At 63.7% G+C, this 19,657-nt stretch carries 8 protein-coding genes; 5 read left to right on the plus strand and 3 right to left on the minus strand.

What is annotated here, in order from left to right; genetic code table 11:
- Window positions 1-9 precede the first annotated feature (9 nt).
- Genes cbiB through AC1DU8_RS08235 form a run of 3 tightly spaced genes read left to right on the plus strand, consistent with a single transcriptional unit; the run spans window position 10 to window position 3,478 of the window.
- Complete coding sequence (gene cbiB / locus AC1DU8_RS08225) at window positions 10-999, plus strand: adenosylcobinamide-phosphate synthase CbiB (protein ID WP_477727042.1); 990 nt, start codon at window positions 10-12, stop codon at window positions 997-999.
- Window positions 996-2,027 (plus strand): aminotransferase class I/II-fold pyridoxal phosphate-dependent enzyme, encoded by a 1,032-nt coding sequence (locus tag AC1DU8_RS08230; protein ID WP_477726615.1) that lies wholly within the window; start codon window positions 996-998, stop codon window positions 2,025-2,027. Before cbiB ends, AC1DU8_RS08230 begins: the two co-directional genes overlap by 4 nt.
- Window positions 2,024-3,478 (plus strand): cobyric acid synthase, encoded by a 1,455-nt coding sequence (locus tag AC1DU8_RS08235; protein WP_477726616.1) that lies wholly within the window; start codon window positions 2,024-2,026, stop codon window positions 3,476-3,478. Before AC1DU8_RS08230 ends, AC1DU8_RS08235 begins: the two co-directional genes overlap by 4 nt.
- 11 nt (window positions 3,479-3,489) lie before the next feature.
- Here the strand turns inward: AC1DU8_RS08235 and AC1DU8_RS08240 are convergent, their stop codons facing one another.
- From AC1DU8_RS08240 to AC1DU8_RS08250, 3 genes are all read right to left on the minus strand, one after another.
- Window positions 3,490-3,984, minus strand: a complete 495-nt coding sequence (locus AC1DU8_RS08240) for a hypothetical protein (RefSeq protein ID WP_477726617.1) — start codon at window positions 3,982-3,984, stop codon at window positions 3,490-3,492.
- A gap of 156 nt (window positions 3,985-4,140) precedes the next feature.
- Window positions 4,141-6,069 (minus strand): sensor histidine kinase, encoded by a 1,929-nt coding sequence (locus AC1DU8_RS08245; protein WP_477726618.1) that lies wholly within the window; start codon window positions 6,067-6,069, stop codon window positions 4,141-4,143.
- Window positions 6,035-6,724, minus strand: coding sequence for a response regulator transcription factor (locus tag AC1DU8_RS08250; protein ID WP_477726619.1), 690 nt, complete (start codon window positions 6,722-6,724; stop codon window positions 6,035-6,037). The genes AC1DU8_RS08245 and AC1DU8_RS08250 overlap by 35 nt, the downstream gene beginning before the upstream one ends.
- A 907-nt stretch (window positions 6,725-7,631) precedes the next feature.
- Here AC1DU8_RS08250 and AC1DU8_RS08255 point away from each other — a divergent pair.
- Together AC1DU8_RS08255 and AC1DU8_RS08260 are read left to right on the plus strand one after the other, a co-directional pair.
- Window positions 7,632-16,361, plus strand: a complete 8,730-nt coding sequence (locus tag AC1DU8_RS08255) for a YDG domain-containing protein (protein ID WP_477726620.1) — start codon at window positions 7,632-7,634, stop codon at window positions 16,359-16,361.
- A 421-nt stretch (window positions 16,362-16,782) separates the two neighbouring features.
- Window positions 16,783-19,332: a two-partner secretion domain-containing protein gene (locus tag AC1DU8_RS08260; protein WP_477726621.1), complete on the plus strand. Its 2,550-nt coding sequence runs from the start codon at window positions 16,783-16,785 to the stop codon at window positions 19,330-19,332.
- Window positions 19,333-19,657: the final 325 nt, after the last annotated feature.

Here is a 19,657-nt window from a genome sequence, read left to right on the forward strand (position 1 = left end):
CCTGCTTCCATGGCAGGGCACACGGCGTGCGTGCTCGGTGTAGTGCTGTTGCTGGCTTTATGGGTAGACAAATCTTTCGGTGAACCACCCACAGGTGTGCATCCGGTGGTCTGGATGGGCAACTACCTTCGGGCCTGCGGAAGCATTATCGTGCGCTGCCCGCCCGGGCCGGCTTTTTTCCTCGGCACGCTGGCCTGGTGGGTGGGTGTGGCATTGGTGGGCGCAGCAGCCTGGGGAGTGCAGGCACTGGTGTTCTGGCAGCTCGCCGGCTACATCAAGGCGCCGGCCTGGGGCGCCGCCATCGACACTGCGCTGCTGGCCGCGCCGATGGCCTGGTTACTCAAATGCATGCTGTCATGGCGCATGCTGCGCGAAGAAGTCGGTGCGGTCGAACTGGCGTTGGGCCAGTCGCTGGAAGCAGGACGGGAGCGCCTCTCCTGGCTGGTCAGCCGCGACACCGCCCAGCTCACTGAAAGCCAGGTGCGGGAAAGCGCGATCGAGTCGCTGGCCGAAAACCTCAATGACTCTGTGGTGGCCCCGGTTTTCTGGTTTGCGTTGCTGGGTTTGCCGGGGGCGGCCATTTACCGCTTCGCCAATACGGCGGACGCCATGTGGGGTTACCGCGGCACCTACCGCGGCAAAAATTGGGAATGGGCCGGCAAGTGGGCGGCGCGCGCGGACGACGTGCTCTCCTGGTTGCCGGCACGCCTGACGGCACTGTTGCTGGCGTTGGCGGCAAGAGGCCTGCCGCTCAAGGCATTGCACGAAGAAGCCCGCAAGACCCCGTCGCCCAACAGCGGCTGGCCCATGGCGGCCATGGCGTTGGCGCTGGGTATCTCGCTCGGCAAGCCGGGCGTATATATCTTGAACCCCCAAGGGCGGCCACCTGAAGCATCGGACACGGCCCTGGCCCAAACCTTGGCCTCGAAGGCGGTGTTCTCCCAAACCTTGGTTGCCACTCTGGCGATGCTGTTGATGGCGCTGGCGGTATCGGCATGAGCACCAGCCTCGTCACCACGCGCATTCACGGCGGACCCGACGCGCTCGGTGTGCCGCTGCACGACTTTTCAACCAACAGCAATGCCTGCGGGCCTTGCCCTGCAGCGCTGACTGCCGTCGGCCAGGCCGACGCCACCCGTTACCCCGACGCCGGCTACACGCAGTTGCGCAGGCAACTGGCGGTCTTTCATCGTGTCGATGAGGCGCGTGTATTGCTGGCGGCCAGCGCCAGCGAATTCATCTTTCGCATGACCACCCTGGCCGCGCAGCAGGGCGCACGCGCGGTGTGGCTGCCACCGCACAGCTACGGCGATTACGCACAGGCAGCGGGGGCGCATGGCCTGGAGGTGGCCGGCAAACCCGAGGATGTGCAGCTGCTCTGGGCCTGTGAGCCTTCCAGCCCATTGGGTGCTGCGCATCGCGGCCTGGGTGAGCTGGTTGATGGCCGGAAAGTGGTGGAAGTGTCAGCCCTTGTCGTGCTGGACCGCGCTTACGAGCCCTTGCGGCTCAGCGCTGTGCCCACGCTCACGCCGCAGCAGCTGCAAACCACCTGGCAGCTCTGGACGCCCAACAAGGCGCTGGGCCTGACCGGCGTGCGTGCAGCCTATGCGATTGCACCGATGGAGCAATCGGACAACGCTGCAGCGCTGGAGCGACTCTGCCCCTCGTGGCCGGTGGGCGCGCATGGTGAGGCCATGCTGCAGGCCTGGGCAAGCGAAGAGGCACAGGACTGGCTCGCCGGCAGCCTCAACACCTTGCGCGAATGGAAAGCCCGGCAGATCAGTGTCTGCGAATCGCTGGGATGGACATGCCTGCCCAGCGACGCCAATTTCTTCTGCGCCCAGCCGGCCTTGCCCGAAGGCGTGAGCTTGCAACAGGCATTGTCCGCAGTGCGCACCCAGGGCATCAAGCTGCGCGACACGACGTCATTCGGTTTGCCCGGCCATGTGCGCCTGGGCGTGCAGCCGCCAGCCGCGCAGGATGCCCTGCACAACGCGTGGCAACAACTCTCCAGGACAAGTTCATGAGTGCAAAAAGTGTCATGGTGCTGGGCACCACCAGCGGCGCCGGTAAAAGCTGGCTGACGACAGCGCTGTGCCGCTACTACGCGCGCCAGGGGCTCAAGGTTGCGCCCTTCAAGGCGCAGAACATGAGCAACAACGCAAGGGTGGTCGCGCAAGGAGAGATCGGTAGCGCGCAATACTTCCAGGCCTTGGCGGCGAGAGCTGTACCCGACGTGCGCATGAACCCGCTGCTGCTCAAGCCCGAAAAAGACACACAAAGCCAGGTCGTGTTGATGGGCCAGGTCAACGCCGAACTCTCGCGCATGGAATGGCGCGGCCGCAGCGCCTCGGTCTGGCCGGTGGTGTCGCGGGCGCTCGATGAGTTGATTGCGGACAACGACGTGGTCGTGATGGAGGGTGCAGGCTCGCCGGCCGAAATCAACCTCAAGTCCAGCGACATCGTCAATATGCGCGCTGCGCAGCACGCCAACGCGGCCTGCCTGCTGGTGACTGACATCGACCGCGGCGGCGCCTTTGCCCACCTGTATGGCACCTGGGCCATGCTGGACGAAGCCGAGCGCAAACTCATCAAGGGCTTTGTGCTCAACAAATTCAGGGGCGATGCCAAACTGCTGGCGCCCGGCCCGCAAATACTGCAGGACTTGACCGGCATTCCCACGGTGGCGACGCTGCCGATGTGGTGGCAACACGGCCTGCCTGAAGAGGATGGTGTGTTTGACGACCGCAGCACCGCGGCAGGGGAAGTCTCCACCACCGTGGCCGTGATTGCCTACCCGCGCATCAGCAACCTCGACGAATTCCAGCCCCTGAAAAATGTGCCCGGCGTACGCTTGAAGTGGGTGCGCAGCCCGGTCGATCTGGCCGGCGCCGACTGGATCATCCTGCCCGGCTCCAAGCACACCAGCGGCGACCTGGCCTGGCTGCGCGCACAAGGGCTGGACCAGGCCATTGCCGCCCACGCAGGGCAGGGCGGCGCGGTGCTGGGCATTTGCGGTGGCCTGCAGATGCTCGGCGAAGCGTTGATTGACCCGCATGGCATCGACGGCAATGCACCCGGGCTGGGCTTGCTGCCGGTGGTCACCGTCTTCGAAGAAAGCAAAACGGTACGGCAGCGGCAGGCCCGCTTTGGCGAGGTGGACGGCGCTTGGGCGGCACTGTCAGGCGTGGCCCTGCAGGGCTATGAAATTCACCACGGCCAGACCGCGCAGCACCCGGCGCTGGCCGCAGCGGGCGACACGGCCAGCGCGGTGATGGCAGAAGGCCTGGCCTGGCAGAACATTCGCGGTAATGTGCTGGGCCTGTATCTGCACGGCATGTTTGAAGACCCGGCGGTATTGCAGGCGCTGTTTGGCGCCACGGTGCCCACGCTGGACTCGGTGTTTGATGGGTTGGCCGACTACATCGGCGAGCACTTTGCACCCGGTGTACTGCAATCGCTGATCAGCGACCGGTAAGCCTCTCAGGCCTATCCAGGCATCCGCTTCAAAGGCCCGAAGCAGGCCTGCAACGACTCGGCCTTGCACACAATGAACTGGTCCTGCTTGGGGCTGAACTGGATGAAGCGCACGACCGGCGGGTCCGACGCTTCGTGCAGGTCGCCTGAGCAGTCCCGCTTGCCATTGCTGTCGGTCACGGTGTCGGTGAGCCGGTAAAACCCTTGCGCGCTCGGCGCTGCGGATATTTCGTAGTCGCCTCGCGTGACTTCTTCGCCGCTGGTGTTAAGCCGGGTGCCCTTGGCGCTGTATTGCCAGGTTTCGGTGCAGGCTTTTCCTGCCAGCGTCCAGCTCCAGGTGCCCACGAGAGGGTGGGGCGAGGGTACTGACGCTGGGGCGGGTGGTGTGGGCTTGGCCGTCTGCGCAGCGGCAAGGCCACAGAACAAGGTGGCAAGGGCCAAACCCGTCAGCTTGCGCAAGGGGTGGCTCCTGGCCATGGAATGGGGATAGCGGTGTGAAAACGTCATGGGGTGATTATGAAGAGGCCGCAGCACAGCTTTCTGCGTGCAGAGCCATCCCTTTGTCGCCAAGTGTTATTCTTTAGGGAAACAAGCCCATAGACCAATAGGGATAAGCGCGGGCTGCTATAAAAATCATAGCTAATAAGGGCTTGCTCTCTGCCGTCAACCCGGTGGGCGTTTCTCCGGCAGCCACAAGGTGACACGGGTGCCGCGGCCATCAGAGTGCCAGTGGATCTCGCCGCCGATTGACTGTGCCCGGCGCTGCTGGTTTTGCAGGCCCTTGCCGCCTTTTTGCAAGGCGTTTTCCAGCGAAAATCCCTGCCCGTTGTCGCTGATGACGACACTGACCCCACCGTTTTCAACCCCGGTGCCGACGCGGATTTCACTGGCCTGGGTGTGCTTGAGGGTGTTGGTGAAGGCTTCTTGCAGGATGCGCAGTATGTGCAGCGCGTTGCGCGGGTTCAGCCAATCCAGCGGTGGTACATCGGAAACCTCCCAGCGCAGCGAGATACCGGCGCCCGCCAGCCGCGGGCCCAGGCGAAAGCGCAGGGTAGCCAGCAGCAACAGCAGGTCAGCCTCCACCGGTTCCATCGAATCGATGGTCAGCTTGAGGTCGTCGATGCAGCCCTTGAGAACTTCCGCCACATCGGCCTCGCTGAGCTGGCCTCCTTCCACCACGCGCAGTGCGCTGACCAGCGAGGAGCCCAGCCCGTCGTGCATGTCCTGTGTCAGGCGCTGGCGTTCCTGGCTCAGCGTTTCGCGTTGCTCGATTTCACGCAGCCTGTCGTAGCTCACCGCCAGTTCTGCTTCACGGCTTTGCAGCCGCTCTTCCAGGCTGGCGTTCAGCTGCTCCACCCCACCCAGTGCGCCCACATACTGCCGGAACATGATCACGACGAACACGCCGAACAGCGCCATGGCCGCGTAGGGTGTGAGGTAGTAGCTTTCCAGGTCCAGCACGTATTTGAGCCGGGCCCAGTCGTAGACGCCGAACACATAGTTGAGCAAAAAGGCGATTGACAGCATTTTGGCGTCCAGCGACCGGCTGCGCCATGAATGCCACAGCCCGACCACCAGGATCACCGTGGCCATGCCGATCAGCAGCAGGTAAGCATGGGGCCGCAGTGTAAGCAGGCTGGGAAAGACGGAGGCAAAGGGCAGCGTGACGACGGAAAACACCACAGCCATTCCCAGCATCACGCGGCTGAGCCGGGGCATGACGCGGCCATGCAGAAACTGCAGGAAATAATGCGTAATCAATGATTGCCACATCAGCGCGTTGAGGGTAAGCCAGATAAACCAGGCGTCGCTGACGATCAATTTTTCGGGACCCAGCTGGAAATGCCAGCGCCGTGTCGCGCTCAGCACGGCAATCGCAAACAGGTAGAGGCTGGCGGGGTGACGTCGCACCACCCACACGGCCAGCGAGAACAGCCCGACCGCCAGGAAAGCCGCACTGCACATAAAGGGCAACTGGTTGGCCAGCCAGTCGCGTTTGGCGGCCATCTCGACCAGGCTGTCGGAGTCGCCGGCATAGAACGAGGAAATCCCGGCCTCGGGCGAGGGCAGGCTGTCCAGGCGTATCAACAGGGTTTGCGGCGGCGGGCTGTCTGCGGCCAGGTTCAGCGGCAGCAACAGCGCGGGGTGGCTGAAGAGGTTCCAGACCGGGCTGCCCGTGGAGCGAAAGCGTAGCTGGCCGTCGGCATACACCGCGATCTGGCCGGCCGCCAGCCAGCGGGTCAGGTAGAAGTGCGTGGGGGTTTTCATGCCCTGCAGTTCATCGAGCCGTATGCGCAGCCAGGTCGTGACGACGGGGAGCTTGCCGCCGCTTGACGCCACCGGTTTTTGAATGACAGAAGGCAACTTCACTTTCGTCCAGGGCCCCGGCAAGGCGGCTTCGTCCATCGCAGCGGCCAGCGGCTTGAAGCTGGCCGCCTCTTCACGGATCATCTCGGCTTCGGTGTAATGCACAACCGGTCCCGCGGCCCAAATGGGGGCACCGCAGGCCAGCAGCCAGGCGCCCAGCAGCAGCCGGCGCGCCAGGCCCTTGTGCACCTCAGGCCGCCAGAATGCCCTGGTGCCTGGCTTCATAAATCGCTTCGGCCCGCGAATTCACATTGAGCTTGCTGTAAATGCGCCGCACGTAAGTCTGCACCGTGTGCTGCGACACCTGCATCAGCCGGGCAATCTCGTCGGCGGTGAAGCCTTTGGTGATGAGCTCCAGCACTTCTTTTTCGCGGCTGGACAGCGCGGCTTGCTCATTGGCAGACGCAACCGGTGCCACTGCGGGCGCGGCAGCCGGCGCGGCACGAAAGCGCATCAGGATCTGCCGCGCGATCAGCGGGCTGATCGGGCTGCCGCCGCCGTGCAGGCTGCGGATCTCGTGCAGCATGTTGTCCGGCTCGCTGTCCTTGAGCAGGTAGCCCGAGGCGCCAGCCTCGATGGACTGCAGCACATGCGCCTCGTCGCCGAAGGCTGTGCACACCATCACGGCGCAGGTCGGCCACAGCGTATGTGCCGCGCGTATCACGTCAATGCCCGAGCCGTCGGGCAGGCCCAGGTCGACCAGCAGCACGTCGGCCGGTGCGCTTTGCAGCGACTGCAGGCCCTGCGCGCGCGTGCTGGCCAGACTCATAAGCCGGATGTCGGGCGAGGCCGCGATAGCAGTCACGATGGCGTTCTGGAAGTGAACGTCGTCCTCCACGAGCGCCACGTGGATCAGGGATGGGGTCGAACTGGATTGCATGTCGTCGCTTCCTGCGGGGTGCCGCATCCGCAAACATGCATTGTGCGTCAATGCATGGCCTGCGCGTGTCCCCATATTTAGCGACACGTTGATGTTGCGGCCGCCCTGGCTCAGGCGATCGGGGCCGCAATGGGCGGCGTTGCGGCAGGTGCAAGGTCAGCCGCGTGCCTGCCAGCGAAGATTCAAACTCCACGTTGCCGCCTACCGCCTGTGCGCAGCGCTGCTGGTTCGATCAGCCCTTGCCGCTGCTGTCCAGCGCCCGTTTCACCGCAAAGCCCCTGCCGTTGTCGGCAGTGCTGACACTGACCCAGCCGCCAGTCGCACCGGTAGTCACGCGCATCTCGCTGGCCTGCTCTGCTGCGGTCGCAGCGCAGTCAGTGCCTCAGCCGCCAGACACCCTACCAACAATCCCGCCCGCCATCGGCACTGAAGCCTTCCGCGGAATGAAATGAGGGGTAAATCGGTCTCCAGCCCAGCATCAACGGGCGCAAGCGGCTATCAAAAACGTAGCAAAAGGTTGACTCACATCAACCTGCTGACGTCTATCGGCGATTCTGCGGTGAGTGGCCTTGCAGGCGTGTCCCCAAAACTGGGGACAGACAGCCATCTGTTCCGCCTCGCTGCATGGGTCGAATAGCCAGGTAACGAGCCGCGACGCGGCCTTGCTTCCTCGTGCATGCATCTCTTTGCGTCCTGGGACGTTGTATGGCAGCGCTTGTGCGGTGACCGGAAGTGCGTTTCAGAGGGGATTATTCCCCTCGGCGTTACGGCCCTGTCCCTAGAACTGGGGACATACAGACGGCAATGCCCATCCTACGATTTGCACGTTTTGTAACCATTGCGCGCGCCACCTTTGGGGTGCGCGCAGGCGCTCCCAAACCGCCCGTTTTTCCAGAAAGCCACAACCATGAAAAGCCACGCCAGCATGAACCGCATTTACCGTCTTGTCTGGAACGCCGCCTTGAGCCTGTGGGTGGCCGTGGCGGAAAACGCCAAGGGGCGAGGCAAAGGCGGCTCGTCGCGCGGCAGCGTGCTGTTCAGCTCGACCCCTGGCGGAGGGGCAGAAGGCGGAAGTGAAGGCTCAGGCTTTACGCTCAATACGGCCTGCCGTGCTGCGCTGGTGCTGCTCACTTCCCTGGCCGTGGTTACGCACGAGGCCCGCGCGGCCGATGCGGCCAACGCCAGCGTAACTGCCGGTGCGGGCAATGTCTCCACACTCGGCAACACCACCACCATCAACCAGGCCAGCCAGCGCCTGGCGATCGACTGGACCAGCCTGTCCACGCGCGCCAACGAAGCGCTGGTGTTCAGCCAGCCCAATGCTTCAGCGATAGCCCTGAACCGCATCATCGGCAGCAGCCCCAGCGAATTCCTCGGCAGCCTGACGGCGAATGGCCAGGTGTTTATCCTGAATCCCAATGGCGTTCTGTTTGGCGCCGGGTCGCAAGTGAACGTCGGTGGTCTTGTCGCCTCGACGCTCAATATGAGCAATGCCGACTTCATGGCCGGCAGTAACGTTTTCACGAACTCGGGCGGCAACGGTTCGGTGGTCAACCAAGGGACGATGACGGCGGCGAACGGCGGCTATCTCGCCCTGCTGGCTCCAGAAGTTCGCAACGAAGGCGTGATGACGGCATCGCTGGGAACAGCCTTGCTGGCTGCCGGCAACAAGGTCACGCTCAACCTGGACAACGGTTCCTTGCTGGGCTACAGCATCGACCAGGGGGCCCTCAACGCACTGGCAGAAAACAAACAACTCATCAAGGCCGACGGCGGACAGGTGCTGCTGTCTGCCAAGGCGATGGATGCGTTAACCACGGCCACGGTCAACAACACGGGCGTGATCGAAGCCAGAACGATTCAGAACAAGGGCGGCCGCATCATGCTGATGGGCGACATGCAGACCGGCACCGTCAATTTGGGCGGCACGCTCGATGCATCCGCTCCGAACGGTGGCGACGGCGGTTTTATTGAAACATCTGCCGCCCATGTCAAGGTTGCCGCGGGCACGCGCGTTACCACCCAGGCGCCGCAAGGCAAGACCGGCAAGTGGCTGATCGACCCGCAGGACTACACCATCGCAGCCAGCGGTGGCGACATGACAGGTGCAACCCTGAGCGCGAACCTTGGTACCACCGACGTGGAGCTGCAAAGCAGCGGCGGCGGCACGGCCGGCAATGGCGACATCCACGTCAACGACGACGTTTCCTGGAGCGCCAACACCCTGACCCTCACGGCAGCGCGCGACATCAATATCAATGCGGTGATGACCGCCAGCGGCAACTCCGCGCTGACCCTGAACACTGGCGCGACCAACGGCGCCGATGCGGGTGTGGCAGGCGGCACCGTCAAGGTTGGCCTGACCTCAACCGGCTTTACCGGCCGGGTGGACTTCGCCCGCAACGGCACCGGCTTCCTCACCATCAACGGAAATGGCTACACCGTCATCAACAGCCTGGGGGGCGAAGGCAGCACGACCGGCACCGACCTGCAGGGTATGAACGGCGATTTGAACGGCTACTACGCCCTGGGCGCTAACATCGACGCCAGCGTCACTTCCGCCTGGAACGGCAACGCAGGATTCGATCCAATTGGCAATACGTTCAACGGCCGTTTCAACGGCCTCGGTCATACGGTGTCCAGCCTCACCATCGACCGGAGCGCGCAGTTCGTTGGCCTGTTTGGTAGGGCCAGCGGAGCGCAAATCAGCAACGTAGGGCTGGTGAATGGCAGCGTTCGCGGTGTCAATTATGTCGGCGGTCTGGTGGGATATAGCTACAACGGAAGCACGATCAGCAACAGCTACGCCACGGGTGACGTCAGCGGCGGCGACAATATCGGCGGGCTGGTGGGGCAGAACACTAACGCCACGATCAGCAACAGCTACGCCACGGGCGACGTCAGCGGCGGCGACTATGTCGGCGGGCTGGCGGGGTCAAACGACGGCGGCACGATCAGCAACAGCTACGCCATTGGCAACGTCAGCGGCGGCGGCCTTGTCGGCGGGCTGGTGGGGTCAAACGACGGCGGCACGATCAGCAACAGCTACGCCGTTGGCAACGTCGTCAGCGGCGGCGGCTATGTCGGCGGGCTGGTGGGGTCGAACAGCAGCGGCGGCGCGATCAGCAACAGCTACGCTATGGGTGACGCCAGCTGCAGCGGTTATTGCCGTCTTGCCGGCGGACTGGTGGGACAGAATACTAACGCCACGATCAGCAATAGCTACGCTATGGGTGACGTCAGCGTCAGCAGTGGCGAGGAAGTCGGCGGACTGGTGGGGCAGAACACTAACGCCACGATCAGCAACAGCTACGCCACGGGCGACGTCAGCGGCAGCCTCTACTATGTCGGCGGGCTGGCGGGGTCAAATGACGGCGGCACGATCAGCAACAGCTACGCCATTGGCAACGTCGTCAGCGGCGGCGGCTACTATGTCGGCGGGCTGGTGGGGTGGAGCAGCAGCGGCGGCACGATCAGCAACAGCTACGCCACGGGCGACGTCAGCGGCAGCGGGGGCGCCAATGTTGGCGGGCTGGTGGGGTCAAACGACGGCGGCACGATCAGCAACAGCTACGCCACGGGCGACGTCAGCGGGGCCGCCAATGTCGGCGGGCTGGTGGGGTCAAACGACAGCGGCACGATCAGCAACAGCTACGCTATAGGCGACGTTAGCGGCGGCGACTATGTCGGCGGGCTGATCGGCTACAACGGCGGCACGATCAGCGACAGCTACGCCACGACGGGTACGGTCACCGGCGGCAGCGATGTCGGCGGGCTGATCGGCTACAACAACGGAACGATCAGCAACAGCTACCACAGCGCCACCGCCAACCCGGGGCTGCCAGACGCTTTCGGCACTGGCAAGACCGATGACGAGTTGAAGCGGGCCAGCACCTTCGCCGGCTGGGACATTGCCACTGCAGGCGGCAGCAACGCAGTGTGGCGTATCTATGAGGGCCACAGCATGCCGCTGCTGAGAAGCTTCCTCACGCCACTGAACCTGGCCGATGCCCTCAACGCCACGCAGACCTACAACGGCACTACGCAAACCGCCGCAGCGACCACCCTGGTCGATGCCAACCTGCTGGGAGCGGCAGCCAGCGGCCGCAATGCGGGCTTGTACAACGGCTACTACTCCACCCAGCAGGGCTACGACATCAGCGGCGGGAACCTCACCATCACCCAGGCCAACCTGGTGCTGACCACCACCGACGTCAGCAAAACCTACAACGGCCAGCTCGACGCTGCAGGCACGTTCACCGCGACCGGCAGCACCCAACTGTTTGACACCGACACCGCTACCGGCGGCAGCTTTGCCTTCCTCGACAAAAATGCGGGCACCGGCAAGACGGTGACCGTGGGCGGCGCCACGCTCAACGACGGCAACAGCGGCGGCAACTATGTGCTCAGCTATGCGGACAACACCAGCAGCACGATCACGCCTAAAGCCCTGACTTACAGCACCGCTGCTGCCAACAAGACCTACGACGGCGACACCACAGCCGCGGCGACATTGAGTGGATTGACCGGCCTGATTGGGACGGAAACGGTGACGGCTACCAGCACCGGTGCCACCTTCAACACCAAAGACGTTGTCACGGCCAACCTGGTCACCGTCAACAGCGCCACATTGGCCGACGGAAGCAATGGCGGCCTGGCCAGCAACTACAGCATTGCGGCAGGTGGTACGGCGGCAGCCAACATCACGGCCAAGGCACTGACCTACAGCACCACTGCGGCGAACAAGACCTACGACGGTGACGCCACGGCCACAGCAACCCTGAGCGGGTTGACAGGTCTGGTCGGTACGGAGACCGTCAACGCCAACGGAACGGCAACTTTCAACAGCAAGGACGTAGCCACGGCCAATCTGGTCACCGTGAACAGCGCGGCGCTGGCGGACGGCAGCAACGGCGGCCTGGCCAGCAACTACAGCATCGCGGCAGGCGGCACTGCTGTGGCCAACATCACCGCCAAGGCGCTGACCTACAGCACGGCAGCGGCGAACAAGACCTACGACGGTGACAACACGGCCACCGCAACCTTGAGCGGGTTGGCGGGCCTGGTGGGTACCGAGACGGTGACGGCCAGTGCTGGTGCAACGTTCAACACCAAAGACGTTGCCACGGCCAACCTGGTCACCGTCAACAGCGCCACATTGGCCGACGGAAGCAATGGCGGGCTGGCCAGCAACTACAGCATTGCGGCAGGTGGCACTGCTGTGGCCAACATCACCGCCAAGGCACTGACCTACAGCACCACCGCTGCCAACAAGACCTACGACGGCGACACTACGGCTTCGGCCAGCTTGAACCTGATAGGGCTGGTCAATACGGAAACCCTGGGAAGTACTGCTGGCGCTACCTTCAATACCAAAGACGTTGCCACGGCCAACCTGGTTACCGTTAACAGTGCCACGCTGGCCAATGGAACAAACGGCGGGCTGGCTAGCAACTACAGCATCGCCGCTGGCGGCACCACTGCGGCCAACATCACGGCCAAGGCACTGGCCTACAGCACCACAGCTGCCAACAAGACCTACGACGGTGACACTACGGCCACCGCAACCCTGAGCGGCCTGACGGGCTTGGTCGGTACCGAGACGGTTACCGCAAGTGCTGGTGCAACGTTCAATACCAAAGACGTGCTGACTGCCAACCTCGTGACCGTTAACTCGGCTACGCTGGCCGATGGCACCAATGGCGGGCTGGCCAGCAACTACTCCATCGCCGCCGGCGGTGCCGCTGCAGCCAACATCACCGCGAAAGCGCTGACCTACAGCACCACTGCAAGCAACAAAACCTACGACGGCGATAACACGGCCACCGCAACCCTGAGCGGCCTGACGGGTCTGGTGGGTACCGAGACGGTGACGGCCAGTGCCGGTGCGACGTTCAACACCAAAGACGTTGCTACGGCCAACCTGGTCACTGTCAATAGCGCGACGCTGGCCAATGGAACAAACGGCGGCTTGGCCAGCAACTACAGCATCGCCGCTGGCGGTACCGCTGCAGCCAACGTCACGGCCAAAGCCCTGACCTACAGCACGGCAGCGGCGAACAAGACCTACGATGGCGACACCACAGCCACCGCAACCTTGAGCGGCCTGACGGGTCTGGTGGGTACGGAGACGGTGACGGCCAGCAGCACCAGTGCAACATTCAACACCAGGAATGTTGCCACGGCCAACCTGGTCACCGTGAATTCAGCCACGCTGGCCGACGGAAACAACGGTGGGCTGGCCAGCAACTACAGCATCGCTGCTGGTGGAACTGCTGCAGCCAACATCACCGCAAAAGCGCTGACCTACAGCACAGCAGCCGCTAACAAAACCTACGACGGTGATAACACCGCCACAGCAACCCTGAGCGGGCTGACCGGCCTGGTGGGTAGCGAGACGGTGACGGCCAGTGCCGGTGCAACGTTCAACACCAAAGATGTGCTGACCGCCAATCTCGTGACTGTGAACTCGGCTACGCTGGCCGATGGAACAAACGGCGGGCTGGCCAGCAACTACAGCGTCGCGGCTGGTGGCACCGCTGCAGCCAGCATCACCGCCAAAGCCCTGACCTACAGCACGGCAGCCGCCAACAAGACCTACGACGGTGACGCCGCAGCCGTTGCGACATTGAGCGGGCTGACCGGGCTTGCGGGCACGGAGATCGTAACTGCCAACGGAACGGCAACGTTCAACAGCAAGGACGTGCTGACCGCCAACCTGGTCACCGTTAACAGTGCCACCTTGGCAGATGGCAGCAACGGCGGCCTGGCCAGCAACTATTCCATCGTCGCGGGCGGAACTGCGGCAGCCACCATCACAGCCAAAGCCCTGACCTACAGCACGGCAGCTGCCAACAAGACCTATGACGGAAACGCCACAGCCGCTGCGACATTGAGTGGATTGACAGGCCTGGTTGGTACGGAGACAGTGACGGCCAGTGCCGGTGCGACGTTCAACACCAAAGACGTTGCCACGGCCAACCTGGTCACCGTCAATAGCGCGACGCTGGCCAATGGAACAAACGGCGGACTGGCCAGCAACTACAGCATCGCAGCAGGCGGCACTGCTGCGGCCAGCATCACGGCCAAGGCGCTGACGTACAGCACGGCAGCGGCGAACAAGACCTACGACGGCGACAGCACGGCCACTGCCACCCTGAGCGGACTGACTGGCTTGGTAGGGACCGAGACGGTGACGGCCAGTGCCGATGCGACGTTCAACACCAAAGATGTCGCCACGGCCAACCTTGTGACCGTCAATTCAGCCACGCTGGCCGACGGAAGCAACGGCGGACTGGCCAGCAACTATTCCGTTGCCGCCGGCGGAACTGCGGCAGCCAACATCACCGCAAAAGCGCTGACCTACAGTACTACTGCAAGTAACAAAACCTACGACGGTGACAGCACGGCCACTGCCACCCTGAGCGGACTGACTGGCTTGGTAGGGACCGAGACGGTGACGGCCAGTGCCGGTGCAACGTTCAACACCAAAGATGTGCTGACCGCCAATCTCGTGACAGTGAACTCGGCCACGCTGGCCAATGGAACAAACGGCGGGCTGGCCAGCAACTACAGCATCGCGGCAGGCGGCACTGCTGTGGCCAACATCACCGCCAAGGCGCTGACCTACAGCACGGCAGCTGCCAACAAGACTTACGACGGTGACAACACGGCCACCGCAACCTTGAGTGGGCTGACGGGCCTGGTGGGTACCGAGACGGTGACGGCCAGTGCCGGTGCAACGTTCAACACCAAAGACGTTGCCACGGCCAACCTGGTCACCGTCAACAGCGCCACATTGGCCGACGGAAGCAATGGCGGGCTGGCCAGCAACTACAGCATTGCGGCAGGTGGCACTGCTGTGGCCAACATCACCGCCAAGGCACTGACCTACAGCACCACCGCTGCCAACAAGACCTACGATGGCGACACCACAGCCACCGCAACCTTGAGTGGCCTGACGGGACTGGTGGGTATCGAGACAGTGACGGCCAGTGCCGGTGCAACGTTCAATACCAAAGATGTGCTGACCGCCAACCTCGTGACCGTCAACAGCGCCACGCTGGCAGACGGCAGCAACGGCGGGCTGGCCGGCAACTATTCCATCGCCGCTGGCGGTACCGCTGCGGCCAACATCACTGCGAAAGCGCTGACCTACAGCACGACTGCTGCCAACAAGACCTACGACGGCAATGCCACAGCCGCTGCAACCCTGAGCGGGCTGACTGGCCTGGTGGGGACGGAGACCGTAACTGCCAACGGAACGGCAACGTTCAACAGCAAAGATGTGCTGGCCGCCAACACAGTCACCGTGAACAGTGCGACGCTGGCAGACGGCGCCAACGGAGGCCTGTCCAGCAACTACAGCATCGTGTCAGGTGGCACTGCTGTCGCCAACATCACGGCCAAAGCCCTGACTTACAGCACGGCAGCGGCCAACAAGGAGTACGACGGCAGCATGGGTGCAACGGCCACGATCAGCGGCCTGACCGGCCTGGTCGGGACGGAAACTGTCAGTGTGGCGGGCAATGCCGCCACCTTCAACAGCAAAGATGTGCTGGTGGCAAACCTGGTCACCGTCAATAGTGCGACGCTGGCGGACGGCAGCAACGGCGGGCTGGCCAGCAACTACAGCGTCGCAGCAGGTGGTACCGCTGCTGCCAATATCACCGCCAAGGCCCTGACCTACAGCACGGCCGCCGCCAACAAGACCTATGACGGCAACACCACGGCCACCGCAACCCTGAGCGGGTTGACAGGTCTGGCCGGTACGGAGACCGTCAACGCCAACGGAACGGCAACTTTCAACAGCAAGGACGTGGCCACGGCCAATTTGGTCACCGTCAACAGCGCGACGCTGGCAGACGGCAGCAACGGCGGACTGGCCAGCAACTACAGCATCGCGGCAGGCGGCACTGCTGCAGCCAACATCACCGCCAGGGACCTGACGGTGACAGCCGCTGGCGTGAACAAGGTGTATGACGGTACGACGGCAGCCACCGTGGGCTACGGCGACAACCGTGTGGCCGGTGATGTGCTGGGCGTCACGGGCACTGCCTCCTTCGCCGACAAGAACGCCGGTGTGGGCAAGACCGTCGGCGTGAACGGCATCAGCACTTCAGGCACCGACGCCGGCAACTACAACCTGCTGAACACCACTACAACGACCACGGCCAGCATCACGCCCAAGGCACTGACGGTGACAGCCAACAACGACAGCAAGAACTACGACGGCACGGCCTACAGCGGTGGCAACGGCGTGAGCTACAGCGGTTTTGTGGCGGGCGATACGTCGGCTGATATCGGCGGAACCGTGGGCTATGGCGGATCTTCTCAGGGGGCCGTGGCCGCTGGCAGCTATGCGATCACGCCGGGCGGGCTGAACTCGATCTCCGGCAACTACGCGCTGGGCTTTGCGAATGGCGCGCTCAGCATCAAGACTTCCGACGCCGGCACCGTGGCGCTTGGCAGTGAAACACTGGTCGGCGCCTATGACAGCGCGATGCAGGCTGTGGCCGGCATGGGCGGCGCGTCCGGCGGTGGCGCAGGTGGTGGTGGATTTGGCGGCAGCGCTGACGCCATGGCCGGCACGCTGGCGGCCGCCGCGGCGGAAGCGGGCAATACCGACGAGAACTAGACTCACCCCCGTTCAGACTCACTGCGTGTAGTCTGCTCCCCCCTCGAGGGGGCGGCGCCTGGGGCCGGCGAAGCCGGACCCTCGGCCCCTGCTTGGCTCGTCGGGCGGTGGTGGTTTCGGCGGCAACGCCGCGGCTGATGCGCTCGTAGCAGTCGTTTGGGCGCCTGCACCAGGATTGATAGCGAAATCAGGCTGCAGCGCAATAAAGATGGGCGCAAGCAGCTATCAAAACTGTAGCAACCAAGGGGCGCAAGGCTGCGCCGTGCGTGAAACCCAGGCTATCGCGTCGGTCCGGGGCGTCGTAATATGGCATTTGTCATGCGCGGCGCATGGGCCTGTGGCCCCAACTGGCATACCATCGCCGGCAGGAAAAGAGAGATCTTGGGGGCTTCGCCGCCCGTCCTGTCCCGAAAGGCTACACATGAAAAGCCATGCCGGCATCAACCGCATTTACCGCCTGGCCCGACGCCGCGCCAGTGCAACGGGCGGGTTCACACTCAACGCTGCCTGCAGCGCCGCGTTGCTCCTGCTTGCCGGAGGTGCCCAGCAGGCCCGGGCAGCAGACGCTGCCAGCGCCAGCGTGTCTGCGGGCGCCGCCAGCCTGGCCACGGTGGGCAACACCACCACCGTCAACCAGACCAGCCAGCGCGTGGCGATTGACTGGACCAGCCTGTCTACGGTGGCCAATGAGGCGCTGATCTTTAACCAGCCCAATGCGTCGGCGATTGCGCTTAACCGCGTCACCGGTAGCAGCCCGAGCGAACTGCTTGGCAGCCTTACGGCCAACGGCCAGGTGTTTATCCTGAACCCGAACGGCGTGCTGTTTGGCGCCGGAAGCCAGGTCAATGTCGGCGGCCTGGTCGCCTCGACGCTCAGCATGAGCAACGCCGACTTCATGTCCGGCAACCATGTGCTCACAGGCTCGGTCGGCTCGGTTGTCAATCAGGGCACGCTGAACGCGGGGCAGGGTGGCTACCTCGCCTTGCTGGCGCCCGAAGTACGCAATGAAGGCGTGATGACGGCATCGCTGGGCACTGCACTTCTGGCCGCAGGCAACAAGGTCACGCTGAACATCGACAACGGCAGCCTGCTGGGCTACAGCATCGACCAGGGCGCCATTAACGCGCTGGCCGAGAACAAACATTTGATCCAGGCGAACGGCGGGCAAGTACTGCTTTCCGCGAAAGCCATGGACAGCTTGACCACCGCCACGGTGAACAACACCGGTGTCATCGAAGCCAAAACGATCCAGAACAAGGCCGGCCGTATCCTGCTGATGGGCGACATGGACACCGGCACGGTGAACGCAGGTGGCACGCTGGATGCATCGGCACCCATGGGCGGTGATGGCGGCTTTGTCGAAACGTCGGCGGCCCACGTCAAGGTAGCCGACGGTGCCGTCATCACCACTTTGGCCGCTGCAGGCGGTGGGGGCCACCACGGCACATGGCTGATAGACCCGACCGACTTCACCATCGCCGCGGGCAGCGGCGCGCTGACCGGCAGCGGCATAGGCGCGGGTACCCTGGCCGCCAGCCTCAACCTGGGCAATGTGGCGCTGGCGACCAACAATGCCGGCGGTACGGATAACGGCGACATTCACGTCAACGCGGCCTTCACCTGGAACGCGGGCACCACGCTGACCTTGAGCGCCTGGCGCAATATCAACATCAACGCGTCCATCACCTCGCAGCACGCCAATGGCAAGCTGGCGCTGGAATACGGGCTGGGCGCCATCAATGCGGGGAACACTGCAACGTACAACGTCAGGGCGACAGTCAACCTGCGGGCTGGCGACAATTTCAGCACCCGGCTGGGCAGCGACGGCGTCACCGACCCATACAAAGTCATCACCAGCCTGGGCGTGGCAGGCAGCACCACCGGCACCGACCTGCAGGGCATCAACGGCAACCCCACCGGCAACTACGTGCTGGGCGCCGACATCGACGCGAGCGACACGGTGAACTGGAACGCCGGTGCCGGCTTCGATACCCTGGGTGGCGTCGGCGCGCCGGGTATTTTCGAGGGGCGTTTTGACGGCCTCAACCACAAGATTCGCAACCTCTTCATCAACCGCCCGGGCGACAACTTTGTGGGCCTGTTCGGCCTTACACAGAGCACCAGCATCCAGAACCTCGGGCTGGTGGGCGGCAGCATCACCGGCGCCGACTTTGTGGGCGCCATCGCGGGGCAGGGCTGCTGCACCACCTTCAGCAATGTCTACAGCACAGCATCGGTTCAGGGCAACGACGAGGTTGGAGGCCTGGTGGGCGAACTCAGCCAGGGCGGCATCACCGACGCGTACGCCAGCGGCGCCGTGAGCGGCGCCGACAAGGTGGGCGGACTGGTCGGCAGCTCGCTGGACGGCATCATCACGCGCGCCTACAGCACCGGCCGCGTCACTGCCACCGGCATGGCAGGCGGGCTCGTGGCCGAACAGGTTGGAACGGCAGCGACAAACAACAGCTATTGGGACATTGGCACTTCTGGGCAGGCCACCAGCGCGGGCGGCACCGGCAAGACCAGTGCGCAGCTGACGCAGGCCAGCACTTTCAGCGGCTGGGACATCGCCACCCAAGGCGGCTCCACGGCCACGTGGCGCATTTATGAAGGCCAGACCGGTCCGCTGCTGCGCAGCTTTCTGCAGCCGCTCGCGCTGCCCGACACCAGCGTGGCCTACAACGGTGCGCAGCAGTCGGGCGCCGGTGCGCCGGGCGTCACGGCCGCCAGCGGCACCAACCCTGGCAGCTACTTCGCCTGGTCGGACCAGGAGGGCTACGACATCACGGGTGGCACGCTGACGATTTCGGGTGGCAATTTCCTGATCGACGAGGCCTACCGCAGCGCGATGATCTACCTGGCCGGCGTGAACCGCTCCGCGAACCCCCGCATCGGCCTCAGCCCCGACGCCCAGGTCGATGCCCTGAGGACGGCCGCCGCCGAAGCCGGCAACACGGGTGAAGACGAGTAAGTGTCAAGCTGGCGGTGGAGGACAGGAAACGCTTCTCGTCATGCGGTACCACCCAGGAAGTCAGGAAGTGACTGGAGGGGTGCTATGTTTTTTATAGCTGCTGGCGCACGTCTGTATTGCCTGTAGGCGTGATTTCTTGGTCAAAAATTGCCAACAAAATGGGATTTTTGGGATCTACGCACCCCGACAGGGCTGGAAAACAGCGCTAAACGTTTTTTTCAGCCAATTCCGGCCTGTTCTTTAATGCAAAAAGTGCCTCCAGCGCAATATGGACGTGCGCGAGCAGCTATTAAAAACATAGCGTCAAAATCCCCCTCCAACACGC

It is taken from the genome of Polaromonas sp. P3_A5 (assembly GCF_056403055.1).

Coding starts and splice junctions, on each gene's coding strand:
- AC1DU8_RS08245 (WP_477726618.1), bottom strand. CDS start 6,069: ATGAAGCCAGGCACCAGGGCATTCTGGCGGCCTGAGGTGCACAAGGGC.
- AC1DU8_RS08250 (WP_477726619.1), bottom strand. CDS start 6,724: ATGCAATCCAGTTCGACCCCATCCCTGATCCACGTGGCGCTCGTGGAG.
- AC1DU8_RS08255 (WP_477726620.1), top strand. CDS start 7,632: ATGAAAAGCCACGCCAGCATGAACCGCATTTACCGTCTTGTCTGGAAC.
- cbiB (WP_477727042.1), top strand. CDS start 10: ATGGCAGGGCACACGGCGTGCGTGCTCGGTGTAGTGCTGTTGCTGGCT.
- AC1DU8_RS08230 (WP_477726615.1), top strand. CDS start 996: ATGAGCACCAGCCTCGTCACCACGCGCATTCACGGCGGACCCGACGCG.
- AC1DU8_RS08235 (WP_477726616.1), top strand. CDS start 2,024: ATGAGTGCAAAAAGTGTCATGGTGCTGGGCACCACCAGCGGCGCCGGT.
- AC1DU8_RS08260 (WP_477726621.1), top strand. CDS start 16,783: ATGAAAAGCCATGCCGGCATCAACCGCATTTACCGCCTGGCCCGACGC.
- AC1DU8_RS08240 (WP_477726617.1), bottom strand. CDS start 3,984: ATGACGTTTTCACACCGCTATCCCCATTCCATGGCCAGGAGCCACCCC.